Source organism: Xenorhabdus szentirmaii DSM 16338 (assembly GCF_002632585.1).
GTDB lineage: Bacteria > Pseudomonadota > Gammaproteobacteria > Enterobacterales > Enterobacteriaceae > Xenorhabdus > Xenorhabdus szentirmaii.
In genome coordinates, this window is the sequence record NZ_NIBV01000001.1 from 476,595 (window position 1) to 496,338 (window position 19,744).

The 19,744-nt window shown below is 41.5% G+C and carries 19 protein-coding genes; 6 read left to right on the forward strand and 13 right to left on the reverse strand.

All coding sequences use genetic code 11. The features are described from left to right. Positions 1 to 1,479 (reverse strand): hypothetical protein (locus tag Xsze_RS22055; protein WP_169924452.1); only part of this gene is annotated, 1,479 nt, incomplete at its 3' end. Between the two features lie 1,048 nt (positions 1,480 to 2,527). On the opposite strand from Xsze_RS22055, the gene Xsze_RS02240 reads away from it, so the two are divergent. The 3 genes from Xsze_RS02240 (at position 2,528) to Xsze_RS02250 (ending at position 4,857) form a co-directional block, all read left to right on the forward strand. Further along, positions 2,528 to 3,229, forward strand: a complete 702-nt coding sequence (locus tag Xsze_RS02240) for an amino acid ABC transporter permease (protein ID WP_038240349.1) — start codon at positions 2,528 to 2,530, stop codon at positions 3,227 to 3,229. Beyond that, positions 3,207 to 3,971 carry an amino acid ABC transporter ATP-binding protein gene (locus Xsze_RS02245; protein WP_038240351.1) on the forward strand — a complete coding sequence of 255 codons (765 nt, stop codon included), beginning with the start codon at positions 3,207 to 3,209 and terminating at the stop codon, positions 3,969 to 3,971. The genes Xsze_RS02240 and Xsze_RS02245 overlap by 23 nt, the downstream gene beginning before the upstream one ends. Positions 3,972 to 4,083: 112 nt before the next feature. Then, entirely contained in the window at positions 4,084 to 4,857 is a 774-nt protein-coding gene (locus Xsze_RS02250; protein WP_038240353.1) for an amino acid ABC transporter substrate-binding protein, read from the forward strand. Positions 4,858 to 5,151: 294 nt separating this feature from the next. Here Xsze_RS02250 and Xsze_RS02260 read toward each other — a convergent pair whose 3' ends face one another. The 5 genes from Xsze_RS02260 to Xsze_RS02280 form a co-directional block, all read right to left on the reverse strand. Continuing rightward, on the reverse strand, positions 5,152 to 6,117 hold the full coding sequence (locus Xsze_RS02260; RefSeq protein WP_038240357.1) for a PDR/VanB family oxidoreductase: 966 nt from the start codon (positions 6,115 to 6,117) through the stop codon (positions 5,152 to 5,154). Between the two features lie 92 nt (positions 6,118 to 6,209). Then, positions 6,210 to 7,658: an NAD-dependent succinate-semialdehyde dehydrogenase gene (locus Xsze_RS02265; protein WP_038240359.1), complete on the reverse strand. Its 1,449-nt coding sequence runs from the start codon at positions 7,656 to 7,658 to the stop codon at positions 6,210 to 6,212. A 53-nt stretch (positions 7,659 to 7,711) separates the two neighbouring features. After that, complete coding sequence (locus tag Xsze_RS02270) at positions 7,712 to 8,833, reverse strand: aromatic ring-hydroxylating oxygenase subunit alpha (protein ID WP_038240361.1); 1,122 nt, start codon at positions 8,831 to 8,833, stop codon at positions 7,712 to 7,714. 17 nt (positions 8,834 to 8,850) lie between these two features. Next, on the reverse strand, positions 8,851 to 10,470 hold the full coding sequence (locus Xsze_RS02275; RefSeq protein WP_038240363.1) for a BCCT family transporter: 1,620 nt from the start codon (positions 10,468 to 10,470) through the stop codon (positions 8,851 to 8,853). Between the two features lie 598 nt (positions 10,471 to 11,068). Further along, positions 11,069 to 12,151 (reverse strand): tartrate dehydrogenase, encoded by a 1,083-nt coding sequence (locus tag Xsze_RS02280; protein ID WP_038240365.1) that lies wholly within the window; start codon positions 12,149 to 12,151, stop codon positions 11,069 to 11,071. 104 nt (positions 12,152 to 12,255) lie between these two features. Between Xsze_RS02280 and Xsze_RS02285 the strand changes: the two genes are divergently transcribed. Continuing rightward, complete coding sequence (locus Xsze_RS02285; RefSeq protein WP_038240367.1) at positions 12,256 to 13,182, forward strand: LysR substrate-binding domain-containing protein; 927 nt, start codon at positions 12,256 to 12,258, stop codon at positions 13,180 to 13,182. A 124-nt stretch (positions 13,183 to 13,306) separates the two neighbouring features. Next, positions 13,307 to 13,810: a GNAT family N-acetyltransferase gene (locus Xsze_RS02290; RefSeq protein ID WP_038240369.1), complete on the forward strand. Its 504-nt coding sequence runs from the start codon at positions 13,307 to 13,309 to the stop codon at positions 13,808 to 13,810. Between the two features lie 94 nt (positions 13,811 to 13,904). Here the strand turns inward: Xsze_RS02290 and rraB are convergent, their stop codons facing one another. After that, entirely contained in the window at positions 13,905 to 14,330 is a 426-nt protein-coding gene (gene rraB / locus Xsze_RS02295; protein WP_038240371.1) for a ribonuclease E inhibitor RraB, read from the reverse strand. A 233-nt stretch (positions 14,331 to 14,563) separates the two neighbouring features. Here rraB and argF point away from each other — a divergent pair, with 233 nt between their 5' ends. Then, positions 14,564 to 15,574: an ornithine carbamoyltransferase gene (gene argF / locus Xsze_RS02300; RefSeq protein WP_038240373.1), complete on the forward strand. Its 1,011-nt coding sequence runs from the start codon at positions 14,564 to 14,566 to the stop codon at positions 15,572 to 15,574. A gap of 211 nt (positions 15,575 to 15,785) precedes the next feature. Here argF and Xsze_RS02305 read toward each other — a convergent pair whose 3' ends face one another. The 6 genes from Xsze_RS02305 to Xsze_RS02330 all read right to left on the reverse strand — a co-directional run bounded on the left by Xsze_RS02305 (position 15,786) and on the right by Xsze_RS02330 (position 19,731). Then, the gene (locus tag Xsze_RS02305) at positions 15,786 to 16,298 is read right to left on the reverse strand and encodes a GNAT family N-acetyltransferase (RefSeq protein ID WP_038240375.1); all 513 of its coding nucleotides are present in this window, start codon (positions 16,296 to 16,298) and stop codon (positions 15,786 to 15,788) included. After that, a complete protein-coding gene (locus tag Xsze_RS02310; RefSeq protein ID WP_038240376.1) occupies positions 16,279 to 16,572 on the reverse strand; it encodes a type II toxin-antitoxin system TacA family antitoxin in 294 nt (97 codons plus the stop codon). Before Xsze_RS02310 ends, Xsze_RS02305 begins: the two co-directional genes overlap by 20 nt. A gap of 480 nt (positions 16,573 to 17,052) precedes the next feature. After that, positions 17,053 to 18,003: a hypothetical protein gene (locus Xsze_RS02315; RefSeq protein WP_038240377.1), complete on the reverse strand. Its 951-nt coding sequence runs from the start codon at positions 18,001 to 18,003 to the stop codon at positions 17,053 to 17,055. Further along, entirely contained in the window at positions 18,003 to 18,374 is a 372-nt protein-coding gene (locus tag Xsze_RS21770; RefSeq protein ID WP_141557224.1) for a hypothetical protein, read from the reverse strand. Before Xsze_RS21770 ends, Xsze_RS02315 begins: the two co-directional genes overlap by 1 nt. A 175-nt stretch (positions 18,375 to 18,549) precedes the next feature. Further along, on the reverse strand, positions 18,550 to 18,981 hold the full coding sequence (locus Xsze_RS02325) for a hypothetical protein (RefSeq protein ID WP_038240379.1): 432 nt from the start codon (positions 18,979 to 18,981) through the stop codon (positions 18,550 to 18,552). A gap of 126 nt (positions 18,982 to 19,107) precedes the next feature. Further along, positions 19,108 to 19,731 (reverse strand): LysE family translocator, encoded by a 624-nt coding sequence (locus Xsze_RS02330; RefSeq protein ID WP_038240381.1) that lies wholly within the window; start codon positions 19,729 to 19,731, stop codon positions 19,108 to 19,110. Positions 19,732 to 19,744: the final 13 nt, after the last annotated feature.

The following is a 19,744-nucleotide window of genomic DNA, read 5'->3' on the forward strand; positions in this document are numbered from 1 at the left end:
GGCATTGGTCAGTGTCTGTGGATCATTTACCTTCGTGCTATTGTCGGCGGCAGTGGTGATGGTCCCGGCATTGGTCAGTGTCTGTGGGTCATTTACCTTCGCGCTATTGTCGGCGGCGGTAGTGATGGTCCCGGCATTGGTCAGCGTCTGTGGGTCATTTACCTTCGTGCTATTGTCGGCGGCGGTAGTGATGGTCCCGGCATTGGTCAGCGTCTGTGGGTCATTCACTTTCGCAGCATCCGCGGCAGCCTGCTTGACTGTACTCGCACTGTCGGCGGCGGCGGTGATCTGAGGAATATTTACCATTGCATCATTGATTTCTTTGGCTGCATCACCTGCGTTCTTGAGAGCTCCCATATCCTTTTTCAATTCAGCAATAACATTATTTTTAACATCTTCCATACTCTGATCAAGCTGCTTCTTATTAACTGCATCATTGGGGTCCTGACCAGCTGCAATATTCGTCAGATATTTATAGAAAGATTTATTTTCGTCTTCTTTATCTTTATACCCAAATGAAACGGAGTTCTCTTTATCCGTTTTAGCGCCTTTACCGATAGCAGCTGAGTTAGCATGATTAGCAGTCGCCTCTTTTCCCAAAGCAATACCATGCACTTTATACGCAGACGCTTTTCTTCCTATCACAATACTGTGTTCAGCCTTAGAGTAAATCCTCGCCTGCTCGCCAGCAGCGAAAGAATATGGGCTATCATCCTCAATGGTCGAATAGCTAGCAGCAAAAGATCTGTGACTCCTGCTACCAATTGCCGATAACGCGATCCCAAAAGAGCCATAACTATCTTCGCCAATTGCCGACCAACCCAAAGCTGAAGATCCGGGACTGCGTTTATTAATTGTCGACCAACCCGCGGCAAAAGAATAATGCGCGTTATCACCAATAGTTGAGTTACTCAAGGCAGTGGATTGATGAGATTTTTCACCGATTGTCGAGTTACTCAAGGCAGCGGATCGATGAGAGCCTTTACCGATTGTCGATTTATTCAAGGCAGTGGAATAAAAAGAGCTTTCACCAATTTTCGAGTCACTCAAGGCAACTGAATGATGAGCTTTATCAGCAATACTAGATTCTCCGATAGCAATAGAGTTAGGTACATTTCTACCTAAAGAACCATTGAGTAATGCTATAGAATTTGATGTTCCCCACGAAAAGTCATTGCTAATATACCCCGTATCTATCTCACTCTCCTCTGATTTGATGAGATAAAATTCCTTATCTGATGGTGCAGCACTGTGAGAAGAGGATTTATAAATTTTCAAATGTTTTATCAAATCTATAAGATCCCTTTCCTCAGGTTGTTCATTAGTAGATAACGTTAGATCCGTTTTCCCGAGTTGATTATTGGTAGTTTCAGCATCAGAATATGACATTAAAACAGTATTAACAAGAAACGCCAAACTCGCTCTCTTAAAGATTTTATTTTGCACTATTTCACCATAATATAAAACAGATAAATTCATTAATTAATTCATACGAAAAATGATATAGGCAGAACACTCTCACAATAATGCTCAATTCTTTTTCGTTGACTTACATCTGGTCCATTGAAATTAATACTCTCTGATCATAATAGCTATGATTCTACGATGAAGGGTTATTACATTTACTATGAAAGTAATGATACGAAAGAGTTAGCCATTGCAATCTTAATGAATTAAACGGCTATTATTCATGGAGAATAATACATCCACACTAAGTTAATTAGTATCACACAAAGATAAGTTTATATAATAACTTCATATTCTCGTTCAAAATAGGATAAAAATTAAACACCACAGAAATACAAAAATCAAATTTTTGTCTATTAGATCACATTCAAATACTTGTCTTAAAGTTAACCAATCCGTCATTAAATTCAATAAATACATACAAGGGATTGATTCTACTAATAATTTAAAAAAAACATTTAAATCAAATAAAAAAAGAATAAAGTTTACAATTAGGCGATAACTCATCATTATCAGGTTCTAATTGCCTTATTTATATGGGGGAAGCTCTTTCTTAACAAGCTTGTCACCTCAACTTAATTAAAACTCAATAAATCCATAGTAAAAACTGTACAATAAAAATTAAAAGACCAGCCTTATTGTTAATTTTAGTGAATCACAATTAACAGAATGATTCCATTCGCCATTAAACACAAATACCTTCCTAAAAACAGACCAGAAATTAACTTTTCGGCACACTATTTATTAATCCATAATATAAATTATTTTACTTTAACTCATATCTATTAATAATGATTCAGGCATCTATAGAAATAACTTAACCCGCCTATTTTCTCTTTACATTTAAACAATAATATTATTATTTATCATTCCGATATATTTTCCACATTTATCGATATACACCCTTTCTATATCAAACGGCCGCTTTGTTGGCCGCGCTGATTCCAAAGTTCTAAGCTATAACTTTATTGTATATAGTATTGCCCTTTTCTTGCCATATCATCATTGAAACAACCCTATAAAAAATAAACATATTTTTAATCTCTATCAGGAAGGTTCTATGACCCCATCATGGCTCAGTTTAGCGCTGGATTCTCTGTGGCCGATGCTTTACGCTGGCCTGACATTCACTATTCCCCTCACACTGATTACTTTCGCACTTGGGATATCGTTGGGGTTTGTTGTTGCATTAATCAGGCTGTACGGGCCTAAACCACTGGTCGCTGTCGTTCGGTTTTATGTCTGGCTGATCCGAGGTACACCACTGCTGGTACAACTGTTTTTGATTTTCTACGCCCTGCCCAGCGTGGGCATTACATTGGAAGCATTCACTTCCGCCGTTATCGGCTTTACCCTGAATGTGGGCGCCTATACCTCAGAAGTGATCCGTGCTGCCTTGGTTTCCGTCCCCAAAGGGCAATGGGAAGCTTCCCACTCCATCGGCATGAGCTGGTGGCAATCACTGCGCCGGATAGTCTTGCCACAGGCCGCGCGGTTTTCTATTCCGCCTTTGTCCAATACATTTATTTCGTTGGTAAAAGACACTTCTCTGGCTTCCGTCATTACCGTACCAGAGATGTTTCTGGCGGCACAGCGCATCGCTGCTGTCACCTATCAACCGTTAATTCTGTATACCGAAGCCGCTATTCTCTATCTCCTCTTGAGTTCAGTATTGTCAGCCCTGCAAGTCCGGCTGGAAAAGAAATTCACCCAGCAAAGCAGTCATAAGGAAGCCAAAGATGATTCAGCTAACCAACATTGAAAAAAGTTTCGACGGGCAAAAGGTGCTGAGAAATATAAGCCTGACAATTAAGGAAGGCAGCCTGACGGCACTGATTGGCCCTTCTGGCAGCGGAAAAAGTACCTTGCTGCGCTGCATCAATTTGTTGGAAATTCCGCAGGCTGGCAAGCTGGAGATAAGCAAAGAACAAATTACGTTTAATGGCAAAGAGCGACTGCCACACCGGGAAATTCAGCGTTTCAGTCTGCAAACCGGCATGGTATTCCAGAACTTCCAGCTTTTCCCGCATCTGACGGTGATTGAAAACATTATGGAAGGACTGATTTGGGTACAGAAATGGCCACATGAACGTGCCAGAAAGCGCGCGCTGGAGCTACTGGAGAAAGTCGGCATGTCTCATAAGGCCGATGTCTGGCCAGCCACACTGTCCGGCGGGCAGCAGCAGCGCGTCGCCATCGCCAGGGCCATGGCCCCGTCACCGAAGGTGTTGTTGTGCGATGAACCAACTTCAGCACTCGATCCCGAATTATCCAAAGAAGTCGTTTCAGTTTTGAAGCAATTGGCAGGGGAAGGCACCACCATGTTAATGGCGACGCATGATTTACGATTGGCCGCCAATCTTGCCCATGATGTCATTTTTTTGGAATCCGGTGAAATTGTCGAGTCAGGCCCGGCAAAAACCCTCTTCACCCGTCCCGATAAGGAGCGTACCGTTAAATTTATCTCAACCCTGACAGAAACTTTACCGGATTGGGAGATATAGCAAGCAGTCACATTTATACCCGTCACCTTTCAGGTTGCGCCTTTGCCGCCTCGACGAAACTCGGAATTCATGGGGTATGACATCAGCAACATTATTTAACTGGAGAAACGCAATGAAAAAATTTTTGAGTCTGTTACTGGCGGGTGCGGCTGCCCTTGCTATTTCTGCCCCGGGTTATGCGGGCAAAGATTTGGATGCCATAAAAACCTCTGGTGTCTTTAAGATTGGCACAGAAGGCACTTATCCCCCTTTTACTTATCATGATACCAACAACACGCTGACTGGATTTGATGTGGATATCGCACGGGAGATCGCCCGTCGTTTGAATGTTAAGCCTGAGTTTATGGAAGTAAAATGGGATGGATTAATTGCAGGGTTGGATGCAAAACGTTTTGATGCCGTCATCAACCAAGTGGGTGTTACCCCTGAGCGGGCGGCAAAATTCAGTTTTTCCATTCCTTACACAACATCTCAGGTGGTGTTGATCACCCGCGACAATAACAACACGATAAAAACTTTTGCGGATATGAAAGGAAAACGATCAGCCCAGTCTCTGACCAGCAATTACGGGCAATTGGCAACATCTTACGGCGCTAGTTTAGTCAGTACTGACGGTTTTAACCAAGCCATTGATTTGGTTGCCACAGGGCGCGCAGATGCAACATTGAATGATCGCCTGTCTTTCCTTGATTTCAAGAAACAACGCCCTAATGCACCGGTGAAAATTGTTGCCGAACAAGCAGATGCCAGTAAATCCGCGGTGTTGCTGCGCAAAGGCGATCCGGAATTGGCAGAAGCGATTAATAAGGCTCTGCAAGAATTAAAAGAGGACGGTACCTACGCCCGCATTTCAAAGAAGTATTTTGGCGTGGATATTTCTCAGTAAGGGATCTTTTATTTAAATAATTTGGGGCTGCGGCCCCACTTTTATTTCACCCCCATTTTCCTTCATCCCATTAAGTAATTCATCACTCGGGTTATAAATAAAAAATTCGCTTTTCATAGGAATTTGGGCATTTCGTTGAACACTTGCATATACGATAGTGGCCCATTCACCCAAGATGACGGCTTGCGATACTTGCAATAAAAGTGGCAAGCCGTCAGGTTCAGGATAAAGCAGTACCGATTTCTGCAAATTGATATTGATTCATCACATCCACCAGCCACTGCGATTCCTCAGTCACAAATCCAGCACCAATCGTTTCCCTTTAGCCCGGGAACAACAAATCAGCATGGATGTCTGGCTCTGCTTTTCCTCATCACTGAGGTATTGATCACGGTGGTCTGCTTCTCCTTCCAAAATCGTGGTTTCACAAGTTCCGCACACTCCCTCACGGCATAAGCTTTCAACATGGGCGGCGTTATTTCTTTCGATAACCTGAAGAATTGTCGAGTCACTGTCAACGTCCAGCTCAACGCCGGATTTCGCCAAAACAACAGTAAACGCATCACCGGTTTTATCTTCAACAGCAAACTGTTCGAAATGTAATTGGTGAGCAGGAAATCCGGCATTTTTCGCCGCTTGTTTTACCCCATTATTCAATGAACCTGAACCACAGGTATAAATATGGCTTCCTTCTGGCAATCGGGAAATAAGTGTATCAAGTTTAAGGCGATTTCCTTCAGATGAAATATAACAATAGATTTTATCCTTAAATTCCGCAGTCATTAACTCTTTCGAAAATGCATTCTCATTGGGATAGCGGTAGCAATAATGCAATTCATACTCACTATTTTTCTGTCGTAGTTCATGCAGGTAAGACATAAAAGGGGTTATCCCGATCCCACCCGCGATTAATATATGTTTCTTGGCTTCCGGCACTAATGCAAATAAGTTATTTGGCTCAGAAATAATGAGATTATGACCAACAATCACTTTATCGTGCATAAAGGCAGAACCGCCTCGGGAATTTTCTTCCCGCTTGACTGCAATTTGGTAGCGATTTTTATCACATGGTGAGTTTAATAAAGAATATGCATTACTATAACGCTTATCTCCATCCTGCATCTGAACAAAGATGTGACTTCCACCGGTAAACGCGGGCAATTGCGTGTTTTCAGCCGGTATTAATGTAAATCGTTTAATCTTCGGTGTAATGGCCTCAATATTACTGACAATCACACCCATTGTTTGATAAGTTGACATGCGCCATTCCTGATGATTATACCTTCATCTTTCAATTTGCCCTGTGTTGGCTGTATTTTAAAACCCATGGAATATATATTGGGTATATCCAGTTAAACGCCCTGACAAAGATATTTAAGCTCTAAATAATCCTCAATGCCGTGGGTAGAACCTTCACGCCCCAAACCTGACTGTTTTACTCCACCAAATGGAGCAACTTCATTGGAAATAAGTCCGGTATTAATACCTACCATGCCATAATCTAATTTTTCTGAAACACGCCAAATGCGTTGTGGGTTTTCAGTGTAAAAATAAGCAGCAAGCCCATAAATGGTATTATTGGCAGATTCAATAACACTTTCTTCGTCATCAAAAATCACCAGAGGGGCAATTGGCCCGAATATTTCTTCCTCTAATATCAGGCTATTTTTCACAACATTACCGAGTACCGTAGGGATAAAGAAGTTATCACCCAAAACATGACGCTTACCACCATATAATAAATCTGCGCCTTTATTTAGTGCATCCTCTAAAAGGAACTGAACCTTATCCGCTGATTTAGCATTAATCAGCGGGCCTATTTGTACTCCTTGTTCAAAACCGTTACCGACTTGCAGTTTTTGAACTTCTTCGATAAGACGTTGGCTGAATGCCTGATAAATGTCTTTGTGGATATACAAACGATTTGCACAAACGCAAGTCTGCCCCGCATTGCGGAATTTGGCGGCCATCGCCCCCTCTACCGCTTTTTCAATATCCGCATCTTCAAAAACAATAAAAGGTGCATTTCCCCCTAATTCTAAGGAGATTTTCTTTATGCTGCCCGAACACTGCCGCATCAATAAACGCCCAACCTCAGTGGAACCCGTAAAACTCAGTTTGCGCACGCGCTCATCATTCGTGAGTATTTCACCAATAACACGGGAATGGCCAGTGATGATATTGATCACCCCCGCAGGTATTCCCGCCTGAATGGCCAGCTCCACCATTGCCAAGGCTGTAAAAGGTGTTTCATTCGCCGGTTTTATTATCATGGTACAGCCTGCCGCAAGTGCAGGTGCGGCTTTGCGGGTAATCATCGCTGCCGGAAAATTCCAGGGGGTGATGGCCGCACAAACACCAATGCCCTGTTTAATTACCATCAGCCGTTTATCTGCCGCCGGAGAGGGAATGATCTCTCCGTTTGTCCGCTTTCCTTGTTCCGCAAACCACTCAACAAAAGAAGCGGCATAGGTGATTTCACCCTCCGCTTCCGCCAACGGTTTCCCTTGCTCCAGCGTCATGATTTCTGCCAGCCATTTTTTATTTTCACTGATTAGGCGAAACCAGTTCTGTAATAACTGGGCACGTTGATGGCCTGTCAGCGCTTGCCATTCCGGCAATGCATTGTGTGCGGCCTGAATGGATTTTTTCGTTTCAGTGGCGGCCATATTGGGTATCTGCCCGACAACCTTTCCGGTTGCTGGATCAGATACGATTAATGTCTCTTTATTATCAGCATCACACCATTGCCCATTGATGTGAGCCTGTTGACGAAAAAAAGGATTTTCTGAAATATTCACCTAATGACCTCTTTGATTAAGCCGATACTGTCGTTTTCTTACCTGATTCCGTCTTATTTTTCGTGGTACGTCTGGGCAATAAAATGGTGAAAGTAAGCAATTCCGTGCTCGCTGATCCCACTTCCCGTATTATCTGCCATGATGCGCCCCTGACCACGATAACCACGTGATTTCAGCCCCTTCTGAACACTTTCAACCAAGCGCAGATCTTCCGGACGAAAAACATCGCGATACCATTCAATCAATGCTTTCTGATCATCAGTCATCTCTTCATTTGTAAAATAAATGTCATAATTTTGCAGTGTGGTTTCAGCATTCACGGGAAATTCATAAATAACAGTCATCATGCCCTTGATAGGTGTCACGTTATACATGGTGCAGGGCCATAACCAAAAGCCATGAAATGACGATTCCCCTTCAAATTTGAAAGACTGATCAGAGGGAATGGCATAACCAAATTGCAGGGACCATCTCTCATGCATGGTATGCCAATAACGATTAACCTGAACGGATTTTGAAAAGCCCGGATGGGCAGGGCCGCAGTGGTAGCACTCCAGATAATTATCAACAATGCTTTTCCAGTTGGCAGGTGTAGACGTTGTGAAACGTGCCGCCAGTTTTAAGTCATGAACGTCCGGGCAGGCTTCCAATACTCTGGCACTTAACCCCGGTAACTGCTCTTCAACCGTTCCTGCATTCATGTCCATATTGATGAAAACGAAACCTGCATATTCTTCTACTTTTACGGGGGTTAATTGCGCCAATTCTTTGTCGAAATTAGCCACATTTTCACAATTACGTGCATGTGCTAAAGAACCATCCAATTTGAATGTCCAGGCATGGTAGGGGCAAGTGATGACATTTTTCGCTTTTCCTTCCCCTGTTAATAACTGGTGGCCGCGATGAGGACAAACGTTAAAAAACGCACGCAATACTTTGTCCCGCCCACGAACAATCACAATACTCTCTCCAATAATTTCGCGCGTCACATAATCATTGAGATTGGCAAGCTCACTGCTGTGCGCAACACAAATCCAGCTTCTGGCAAAAATCGCCTCTTTTTCATAATCAAAGACGTCCTGAGAAGTGTAGAAACGCGCAGGCAAGGTATACGCTTCTGCTGGATTTGCGCAAAAATTTTGGGGGAGTGTGAAATAAGAATCTTTGATGCTCATATCAATTCCTTAATCATTTAACGAAATGGTGTAGCTGGTGTTGTTGATGAAGTTCTTGGGACTTTTTTCTCTGTTATTGCCGGTGTGGTGATAGGATCTTGTTGATGTAAACCATCAATAGGATGTGTGGGGGTTTGTGAGTAGTCTTGTTTTATCCAGCGAATGAAGCCGTACGTCTTGATCAATAAGATCACCAGAAAAGGCAGGGCAGTCAAAACTACTGTTGTTTTCATCGTTTCCAACGACGCTTGCGTAAAGAGAATGGAAAGCGGGATCAGCGTAATCACGACACACCAGAAAAGACGCAGTTTCCGGCATGGGTCCTGACCTTCCCGCAAGTTATGCGTGCAGGTCGCCGCCATGGTATAAGCCACCGCATCCATATGCGAAGCCAGGAAAATAACCATGATAAAGAGATAAGCGGCGAGGAAGAATTGGCCTAATGGCAACGCGCTCAGCAATTGATGAACGGCAGTTTCACCACCCAATGTATTCAATATTTCCGGTACATTGATGGCGCCGGTAATAAATTGGTGCATGGCGTGGCTTTCCAATACGCCAAAGAAGAACCAGCAACCAAAAGTACTCCCGAGTAACAATGCCCAAATCACTTCCTTAATTTTACGCCCGTGAGAAACCCGGGTTACAAACATGGCAACACCCGGTGTATAGGAAACCCACCATAACCAGTAGAATACCGTCCAGCTGCGTGTGAATTGGCCATCTCCCATCGGATCGGTAAATAGGCTCATTTGCAGGAAATTCTGTGTTGTCAGGCCAACCGCATTAATCATATTGTTAATGGTAAATTCCGTAGGCCCGACGATCAGTACCAGCAATGCAAACCCCAAGGCACCCCATCCCACCATTTGGCTTAAACGCTGCATTCCTTTATCAATGCCGATATAAGAACTCAGGGAAAAGATCAGGGCGGCCAATAACGTAATTCCCGCCTGAACGGCAAAATTATTAGGCGTACCGATAAGTGAAGAAAGCCCGCCACTCAATGTGGCCGCAGTCACCACCAAAGAAATGGTTAACGCGCCTACCGTCGCGATTAAATACGTCATATCAATCAAACGCCCCCAGAAACCTTGAGGGTTGATTTTGATAATGGCGGAAATAATGCCTGACAAGCTCAGACCTTTATTTTTCCTGACATGGAAATGGTAAGCCATAATCAATGAAGCGAGCGCATAAGTTGCCCAAGCACTTAAGCCCCAGTGAAAGAAAGAATAACTGATGCTGTATTCCAGTGCCTTGGGGGTATGGGGAGGAATATTCAGGCCCGGCATTTGGTAATAGTATGCCCACTCCATAACTCCCCAATATAAAGTTGAGGACCCCAGCCCTGCACAAATAAACATACACAGCCAGGGTGCTGTAGCATATTTTGGTTTTCCTTCACCCAATCGAATATTGCCGTATTTACTTATTGCTAAATAAATGACAAACATCAAAGCAATAAGAACCAATATTTGAATTGTAGATCCCAGTAAACGCGTCAGCCCATTAAAAATTGAATTCGCAATAATACTTGTCTCTTTAGGAAATAAGCTAAGTGTTATTGCTATCACAACGATAAAAACCAAGCTTATGACTATTAAGGGAATATCTTTCTTGGTATTGCTCAACATGAACCCTCCGTTTTATCACTTTGCATATATCCACTTTTCATATATCCACTTTGCGTTTAATCGATAAAAACAAAATGCTTGTTATTGTTGTTATAAATACGGCAAAAAGAAAAATTCAATAAGTAGAAACGATATTTACCGCATCTTTTTATTAACCACTGGAATATAATATTGATATATATTTTAAACAATTGAGAAAAGGGTAAATAGATAAAACACATATCGTAATGAATGTTTTGTGATGTTCGTCATAATTAGACCGGCATGAATTAAAATGGATATTTAATAGTTTAATTAACCCTGATTTTATTAAAAAAATCACAATAAAAATAAAGGGCATAATCTGATTAATTATGCCCTTTATCTGAATCACTAATTTTTGACAAATAATTTATTCAAGCGCCCGGTCTTCTACCCTAAAACTATCCACTCGATTAAATTCCTGTGTATTCTGAACAGGCGTAATAATACGTTCTTTTTTTATAGTACATTGCCCCTTTACCCGATCGTGACTGCTCCCCGCCCTGTCGGGCAAGGGTTTACAGCGGATTTTGCTAAAATGTCACCTTCGCTTTGATTAAGGATTTTGGGGCACAACTCACGACAAATGCCGAATAATGGCGTCTCCGACCTGCTGTGTTGATGCTTTGCCTTTCATGTCAGGCGTCACTGTGCCTTCCGCTATCACCGCTTCAATGGCAGATAAAATATCATTATGGGCATGTTGGTAATGTTCATCATTTTCACCCAAGAACTGGATCATCATGGCACCAGACCAAATCATCGCGATGGGGTTGGCAATATTTTTGCCATAAATATCGGGTGCGGACCCATGAACAGGTTCAAACAAGGAAGGGAAATCCCTTTCCGGATTCAGATTGGCAGAAGGTGAAAGCCCGATGGTTCCTGTACATGCCGGGCCAAGATCAGAAAGGATATCGCCGAATAAGTTGGAAGCGACAACAACATCAAACCGTTCCGGATTCAACACAAACCGTGCACAAAGAATATCAATGTGCTGTTTGTCCCATTTAATTTCCGGGTACTGTTTTGCCATCTCCTCAACCCGCTCATCCCAGTAAGGCATACTGATCGCAATACCGTTTGATTTAGTGGCGGATGTCAGCAGCTTGCGGGGACGACTTTGCGCCAGTTCAAAGGCATATTTCAATATGCGATCAACACCACGGCGGGTAAAAACTGACTCTTGGATCACCACTTCATGTTCCGTGTCTTCATGCAGTCGTCCACCAATCGCTGAATATTCCCCTTCGGTATTCTCCCTGACGACATAAAAATCGATATCTTCCGGTTTCTTATTGGCTAACGGGCACGGAACTCCCGGTAAAAGACGGACAGGGCGTAAATTGACATATTGCTGAAATTCACGGCGAAACTTCAGCAATGATCCCCAAAGAGAGATATGGTCAGGCACTTTGTCAGGCCAACCCACCGCACCAAAATAGATCGCATCAAATGCCGTTAACTGTTTAAACCAATCATCAGGCATCATTGTGCCGTGCTTAAGGTAATAGTCGCAGCTGGCCCATTCGAAATATTCAAACGATAAATGGAGATCCCATTTTTCGGCTACCGCCTGTAATACCCGAATTCCTTCCGGCAAAACTTCGTGACCAATCCCATCCCCCGGAATTGCAGCAATCTTGAACAGTTTTTTCATCAGACATCTCTCAATTATCAGAATGCAAAATTGACTTTTGCACTATCTTATAATTGACTGATTTGTATTCAATCCAAAAAATGTAGAAACATAATTTACGATATATGAATAATTTGCCTATTTTACAGGATCTGCGTGTTTTCCTTTTAGTTGCCAAGAGAGCCAGTTTTGCCGCTGCTGCGGAAGAAATGGGCGCATCCCCGGCCTTTATCAGTAAACGCATTGCAATATTGGAAGGGGTATTGAATGTCACCCTGTTGCACCGAACAACGCGCAGGGTTTCAATTACGGAAGATGGTGAGCGGATATATGAATGGGCGCACCGTATTCTCAATGATGTGAACCAGATGCTTGATGAACTCTCTGAACTTCGGCAAGAGCCGCAAGGCACAATCCGGATTGTCAGTAGCTTTGGTTTTGGGCGGCAATTCGTGGCCCCTGCCCTGTCAGCCCTTATCCAAGCGTATCCGCAATTGGAGATCCGGTTTGATGTGGAAGATCGTCTTGTTGATTTAGTCATGGAAGGCATTGATTTGGACATTCGTGTTGGTGATGACATCGATAATAATCTTATTGCGCGCAAGCTCGCATCCAACCGCCGGATTCTGTGTGCCGCGCCCTCTTACCTCGCCCGTCACCCGATGCCAAAATCACTTAATGATCTCCCTTCTCACTCCTGTCTGGTCATCAAAGAACGGGATCATCCTTTCGGCATCTGGCAATTACAAAGCAATGCAGGTGCCCAATCAGTAAAAATCACCGGACCGATGTCATCCAATCACGGTGAGATTATTCACCAATGGTGTCTGGATGGGCATGGCATTACGCTGCGCTCTTATTGGGATGTCCGGGAAAATATCAAATCGGGGGCATTGGTTCATATTCTGCCGGAATATTATCAACCCGCGAATATCTGGGCGGTGTATGTTACTCGTCTGGCCATGTCTGCCCGCATTCGAGTTACCGTTGAGTTTCTGGAACGTTATTTCCAACTCCATTACTCCGATCAAATTGAAGTTAAATCTGTTTAATTTCAATATTATATAATATGAATGCAATTTCACCCCAATACCATTTCACCTTAATAAAATATGATATATTCTGCTTTGTGTTATTACGTCCCTATCAATCAAGAAAAACAATAAAGAGAAAATAATGACAACCCAAACAACACACAATTACCTTATTCGCCCTATTACCCAACACGATAATACAGGCATTGCCGCTGTTATCCGTGAAGTTTCCGCCGAGCACGGTTTAACCGCAGACAAGGGCTTTGCGGTTGCTGATCCGATTCTGGATACCCTGTACGAAGTTTACAGCCAGCCGCGCAGCGCCTATTGGGTCGTCGAAATGGATGGAGAAATTGTTGGCGGGGGCGGTGTTGCTCCGCTGGCAGGGGGTGATGGTGATACCTGTGAATTACAAAAAATGTATCTTTCTTCGGTATTGCGGGGAAAAGGCGTTGCCAGGCAAATTGTGAAACTGTCTCTCGAATTTGGTACAGAACAAGGCTTTAAACGCTGCTATCTGGAAACGACGGAAAACTTAAAAGCGGCCATTGCCTTGTATGAAAAACTGGGCTTCGGTTATCTTGATGAACCCCTTGGCAACACAGGCCACAGTGACTGTGAAGTCAGAATGATCAAAGCGCTGTAACCCCGAGCAGCCACGAGCAATAAATCAGCCCCACAGATGAAGTGGGGCATTGAATTTTAACAGGATTCAGGGAACGCCTTACTTCTGAAACATCTTAGTGAAGTCTTGGTTCATCTTCTTCTGGCGGGAAGAGATCATCATTGTCATCTTCATCATCCGACGCATTGGGATCTTCAAAATAAGTTCCCCAACCATCGTAATTCACACCCATTTTCTCAACGAGATCCATCAGTTGTTCAACTTGTGCGTTAATCAGATCAGCCTCCAGACGACTTTCACTAATCACGTCACAACACATCAAAACAACACCATCTTCCGTTTCCAGCTCTTCAGCATCGGTTACTTCATAACCCAGCTTGAATGCTTCCAGGGCGGCCTTCTCCAATAGATCAAAATCTTCCGCCGAGAAATGATGCTCAATGATATAAAGCGCATCCGGATCGCTGCCGTCTTCCAATAATTCTTCAATGATCAAGCGAGTTTCTTCGCGCTGTTCTTCTAAAGCATGTGGGTCTGCCATGCAAATCCCCTCCGTCAGTTGGCTGTCCTGTTTTGCATTCTCCCACCTTTTCTTTACAAAGGATATATCTATCCCATTTTGTTCGAGGAGAAACGCAAACCGTAAGCGACTGATATATAACCAGTCTTCACATTATTACACTTACAAGCACCTAGCAAGGAACTTGCAATGTGATTTTTTATCGATGTATAGTGAATATAAATTCAAAATTGCAGTAATGGAGACCATACAACATGAACCCATTTTTTAAGCGCTCATTCCTAAAATTACTCGATTTTACACCTATAGAAATCAATCGTTTTTTAACATTGGCTCATGAATTGAAGGCGAATAAAAAATCAGGTATGGAATCTCCCTTGCTCAAAGGAAAAAATATCGCCCTTATTTTCGAAAAAGACTCTACACGGACACGCTGTGCATTTGAAGTTGCCGCTCATGATCAAGGCGCCAACGTGACTTATTTAGGTTCAAATGGCAGCCAGATCGGACACAAAGAGTCCATCAAAGATACGGCAAGGGTACTTGGCCGCTTATATGACGGTATCCAATACCGTGGCTACAGTCAAAATATTGTCGAAACGCTCGCGAATTTTTCAGGCATTCCGGTCTGGAATGGCCTGACTGATGAATTCCATCCAACTCAGTTATTGGCTGACTTACTGACAATACAGGAGCACAGCCAAAAAACACTGTCTGAAATCAAAATTGCCTATCTGGGCGATGCCCGGAATAACATGGGCAATACCCTGCTCGAAGCGGCTGCATTAACGGGTATGGATCTCCGTTTAGTCGCCCCAAAGATGTTTTGGCCCAATGCAACGTTAGTGACAGAATGCCAAAAACGGGCCGAGGAAACGGGGGGGCAGATCACTCTGACAGAAGATATTGCACAAGGTGTAAAAGAAGCCGATTTTTTGTATACCGATGTTTGGGTATCGATGGGAGAGCCTAAATCAGTCTGGCAAGAACGCATCGCTTTGTTGAAGCCTTATCAGGTCAATATGGCGGTGATTAAACTGACAAAAAACCCAGCAGTTAAATTCCTGCATTGCTTACCGGCTTTTCACGATGAAGAAACGATACTCGGCAAACAACTGGCAGAAGAATTTAGCTTATATGGCGGGCTGGAAGTGACCAATGAAGTCTTTGAATCAAAGCACAGCATTGTGTTTGATCAGGCTGAAAACCGAATGCACACCATTAAGGCCGTGATGGTGGCAACGATGGCGGAAAAGCTGGATTGATGAAAACGAATGGGTTGATATAAGACCGCCCAAAAGTTTAGGAATGAATAGAAAAAATGGTCAAAATTATTTAGTGCCAATATAAAACCCGAGTATTACGCATAGCGATTATGTGCAATCAAATAGCAATATTCGTGTTGATTCATTATGACAATGTTTATATTGCTATCTGTTCACCTTAACGACTAATAGCGCCGAAATCCCACTTATATTACATTCCATCTATTTCTTTTAGCATTTCTATTGCAACAGCCATTGGCATAAATAATCTGCCGCTCAATTGAGGAAACTCCTGAAACCCTACATTAATATAAAACTTTTTTGCCACATCATTCTTAGCATCAACGATTATCATAGGAGTAGGGATCGATTTTGACGATTCTATCGCTTTTCGAATTGCATCTATAAGCAAAATCTCGCCCAGCCTTTGCCGCTGAAATTGCTTGCTTACCGCTAATCGGCCAATCAGTGCACAATGTAGTGATGAAAGGTATTTTTTAGATATATTTTCAGGTAATTCATTCAGCTCTACCGTACATAATGCTAAAGAATAAAACCCTTTAATTTGCGATTCATTTTGGCTACTAACCAGAACAAATGTCCTTGATAAATCCTTTTTATCATGTTGCCCTGAAATCGCTTTCAGATAGTTATTTAGAGCTGGCTCACCACAATCAAAATGACTCCTAATATGCTGTTTTTTATCAAGACGAACTATCTTCATTTATTATTGTTTCCTTATGATGGCGAGCAGCTCGAAGGAAGCGTTCATTTGCCTTGATTGGCTCTTCCAATGCATGGACAAATGCCAATGCATCTTCCTGACACAATCGAATACGCATATCTTGTTCAATTAGCCTCTTTGCTTCCGCTACAGCGGCATTTGCAATGAAACTGTTCAAACTTGCATACCCTGATAATGATAACGCTCGTTCAAGTAGCTCTTTGATTTCAGGATTCACTCTCGTAGTGATCCTTTCTTGAGCTTCATGTTTCATATTATGTTCCTTTGACTTATATATTTGATTTATATGAATTTATACCTTTCTTTACTCAGATACCTTTCATCCATTGATGAATTTATCACCAAAATTAACAAGTGTCAATTTATGTGCCAAAATGACACATTCTTGTAAGCTAAATTGTGCAACCTGATCAAACTACCGAGTAAGAAAACCGCCTATCCACATGCAACACAAACAATACCTGAATTAATTTTGATAGGTTAATCATAATGTTAAACCAATATGAAAAACCTACCCAAAATTTTCAGGAATTTCCTCTTTCAACCATCAGGCTAATGATTAAGGAGTCACATCCGTGTATAAGAGTTTTTTGTGATTTAAACCTTCATAATCAGTTTCAAAATGGATAAAACGCTCCTGAACAGGATCAAATGTTGTTCTCTTTGTTTCTGTCTCCATTTTTTGTTTATACCGTATATTTTTTCCTTGCTTATCCATGATGACAGATATTTGTCAGTCATATTTGCCATGTTGAACAATTAAATGCTCAACACCAATCTGTAAGTAATGAAGATCTCTATAGCCTGTTTCTAACAAAATTTCACTTTCTCCATCAAAAGAATACCGACGGAGATCATTCAACCCACGTGACAAATCTTGGGTTAATAAAAACAGTTCCCCATCCATGCCTTGCACCGCTTCATTAACCCTAAAGGGTAACCATTTTACTTTCAGTACCTTACTCGTTTTATAATTCATTTTAATTTCTAATGAAGCGCGATTAGAATTCGGGGTTTGCCAAATTAAAACCTCACTGCCTTTTATTGTAAATAAATATTGATCATCATACATACTATCTGCATTATGTTTACTCATAACGCTCTTTATATTTAATTTATTCTGCCAGTTTTTCCCACCATCCGGGCTATAATTAACATTATCTTTGTTAACATATATAATATCATCTTCCTCTTTTGAGAACATAATCTCCCCAAAAATAAAGGCCGTTATTCTAGAGCGTTCGTTATTGTTCTTTTTCCAAGGCTGTGATGTAATTATGGGTTGATCAGCCAAGTTAATTTTAACTATGTTTTTATCCATCAATAATACACAACGTATTTCTGAGCATATAGCATTGTTTAACAACCCTGATAACCCCCCAAGAAAAACAATCTCACCCCGACGGGAATAATAAATATTATATTCATATTTCCTTTTTTCCATAGGTGTATAATCGTATTTTTTCTTATTAATTTCCATGCCAACAATAACAATTAAACCTTCTTTAACGGGATAAGATTTTATAATATCAACATTGCTTAACGTTGTCTTATTGTTTATATTCTCATTCCACTTCCATGCAGAGTAATAGTTTTTATCAATAAATAAATACCAACCTAATAAACCAATGGAAAACATGACGGTTATAATAATCAGATGTCTGTTTAAAAATGGATTAATCATTATTTCAACACCACCACATCAGAGTTTTTATTCAATTTATGTCGTTTATTACTTAAGTAATAATAAATTTGATGGCAAATCTTACCATTCCTTGAAAACACCTTATAAAGGGTACATGCCATTTCCAAAAAGAAGAAAATACCAAAAAATACAGTGAGTAAAATAAATGAAAATTCAAAAAATGAAGATAAGACATCTATCCAATCCCAATAATAAAAAACATATCCACTTTCTATAAAATTAGACAATGTCTTTCTTAAAAAAATATCAGTTGTTGTATTTCTTTCAGTATATCTATGCCAATCCATGTCTCTGACAGGCATAATTTTTGTGGATAATACCCCTAATTTTTTAAGGATTTCATCATCCATTGATTTGACATAATTATTTGTCTTTTTTTGTTTAGGATAATAATTCTTAACGCCATCGACATCCAGATAAATTGAATCAGGATTTATATTATACCTTCCTTCCAGTACGCTATTTAATGCTTTTAATAATTTTCGTCGGCCAGGATGAAATATAAGTATCGTTTTACGTATTCCTCTAACAATGAAATAGAAAACCAGCAAGCATTAAAATAGTAACGAATGCCATAAATATTACATCCGAGAAATCATTATTTTTAGAAGAAATATTAAGGTAATGTACCCATACTCCCGAAAATACAACCATCATCCCTATAACAAAAGAGCAAAGCATAGAGAACTTGAAGACATAATTCTTGTTGGACTCTAAATACCCTTTAGTTGCATGATGTAACCAATGCAGCCAGTACGTTCCATCCTTTAATCGGTGAGCGCCTATCTTTAATTGATCACCAGATTCAAGTTTCCTCAACACCTGCTGACAGTCAGGAAAATTTTCTTGGCGAAAAAAGAAAACTTCACCAGAGGCAATTAACCTCACCATATTTTCCAGTATAACGTTTTCATAGTCACACTTTTCCAATGTGACATTAAAAAATTGAGGATTCATCGAAAAAAATATTCCCCTGTATTTTGATTATCATAATCATTCCGGTTAACTTTTTTACAGGAGAAAATAGCGACCTTTTTGCTTTTTTTCCAATTCAGTGAAACATTTTTGTTTTCCCTGACTCAATTATCTCCGGCTACTCAGCGCTAAATTAAACGCAAAAAGTAAAAATACCCCGCCGGTCACTCGATTCATCCACTTAACCACGTTTTCGCGGCGTAAAATGTGGGAAAGGGGGCGGGTGGCATAAATCAATGATAATGACCAGAATGTGCCAAGCAAGACATGAATAGACACTAAACTAAATGTCCACAAAACGGGTGAATGCCCTTGAGGAATAAACTGCGGCAAAAATGAAACATAAAATACGCCCATTTTCGGATTGAGAACATTACCCAACATTCCCTTGATAAACCAATTTTGATTTTTGGTAGAAGAGGTAATTTCTCCACCAAGATCTTTTTTAGGATGCCACATCATTTGCATGCCCAACCAACATAAATACAGCGCACCACACCATTTCAATATGTTGAATGCCAATTCTGATACCGCAATCAAAGTTCCAAGTCCAAAAGCCACCATCGCACCCCAAATAAAGCACCCTGCATTTATGCCAAGCGCTGCCTGAAAGGCTTTTTTGCCGCTTTCTACGGTTGCGGTCCTAAGAATCAATGCGGTGTCCAAGCCCGGTGTCAATGTGAGCAGGGTTGCGGCAACGGTAAATGCAAGGAGGGAATCCATCGCGGTCATACTTTCTCCAAAT

Coding starts and splice junctions, on each gene's coding strand:
- Xsze_RS02250 (WP_038240353.1), top strand. CDS start 4,084: ATGAAAAAATTTTTGAGTCTGTTACTGGCGGGTGCGGCTGCCCTTGCT.
- Xsze_RS02325 (WP_038240379.1), bottom strand. CDS start 18,981: ATGAATCCTCAATTTTTTAATGTCACATTGGAAAAGTGTGACTATGAA.
- Xsze_RS02310 (WP_038240376.1), bottom strand. CDS start 16,572: ATGAAACATGAAGCTCAAGAAAGGATCACTACGAGAGTGAATCCTGAA.
- Xsze_RS02290 (WP_038240369.1), top strand. CDS start 13,307: ATGACAACCCAAACAACACACAATTACCTTATTCGCCCTATTACCCAA.
- Xsze_RS21770 (WP_141557224.1), bottom strand. CDS start 18,374: ATGGATGATGAAATCCTTAAAAAATTAGGGGTATTATCCACAAAAATT.
- rraB (WP_038240371.1), bottom strand. CDS start 14,330: ATGGCAGACCCACATGCTTTAGAAGAACAGCGCGAAGAAACTCGCTTG.
- Xsze_RS02280 (WP_038240365.1), bottom strand. CDS start 12,151: ATGAAAAAACTGTTCAAGATTGCTGCAATTCCGGGGGATGGGATTGGT.
- Xsze_RS02315 (WP_038240377.1), bottom strand. CDS start 18,003: ATGATTAATCCATTTTTAAACAGACATCTGATTATTATAACCGTCATG.
- Xsze_RS02245 (WP_038240351.1), top strand. CDS start 3,207: ATGATTCAGCTAACCAACATTGAAAAAAGTTTCGACGGGCAAAAGGTG.
- argF (WP_038240373.1), top strand. CDS start 14,564: ATGAACCCATTTTTTAAGCGCTCATTCCTAAAATTACTCGATTTTACA.
- Xsze_RS02270 (WP_038240361.1), bottom strand. CDS start 8,833: ATGAGCATCAAAGATTCTTATTTCACACTCCCCCAAAATTTTTGCGCA.
- Xsze_RS02260 (WP_038240357.1), bottom strand. CDS start 6,117: ATGTCAACTTATCAAACAATGGGTGTGATTGTCAGTAATATTGAGGCC.
- Xsze_RS02330 (WP_038240381.1), bottom strand. CDS start 19,731: ATGACCGCGATGGATTCCCTCCTTGCATTTACCGTTGCCGCAACCCTG.
- Xsze_RS02305 (WP_038240375.1), bottom strand. CDS start 16,298: ATGAAGATAGTTCGTCTTGATAAAAAACAGCATATTAGGAGTCATTTT.
- Xsze_RS02275 (WP_038240363.1), bottom strand. CDS start 10,470: ATGTTGAGCAATACCAAGAAAGATATTCCCTTAATAGTCATAAGCTTG.
- Xsze_RS02285 (WP_038240367.1), top strand. CDS start 12,256: ATGAATAATTTGCCTATTTTACAGGATCTGCGTGTTTTCCTTTTAGTT.
- Xsze_RS02240 (WP_038240349.1), top strand. CDS start 2,528: ATGACCCCATCATGGCTCAGTTTAGCGCTGGATTCTCTGTGGCCGATG.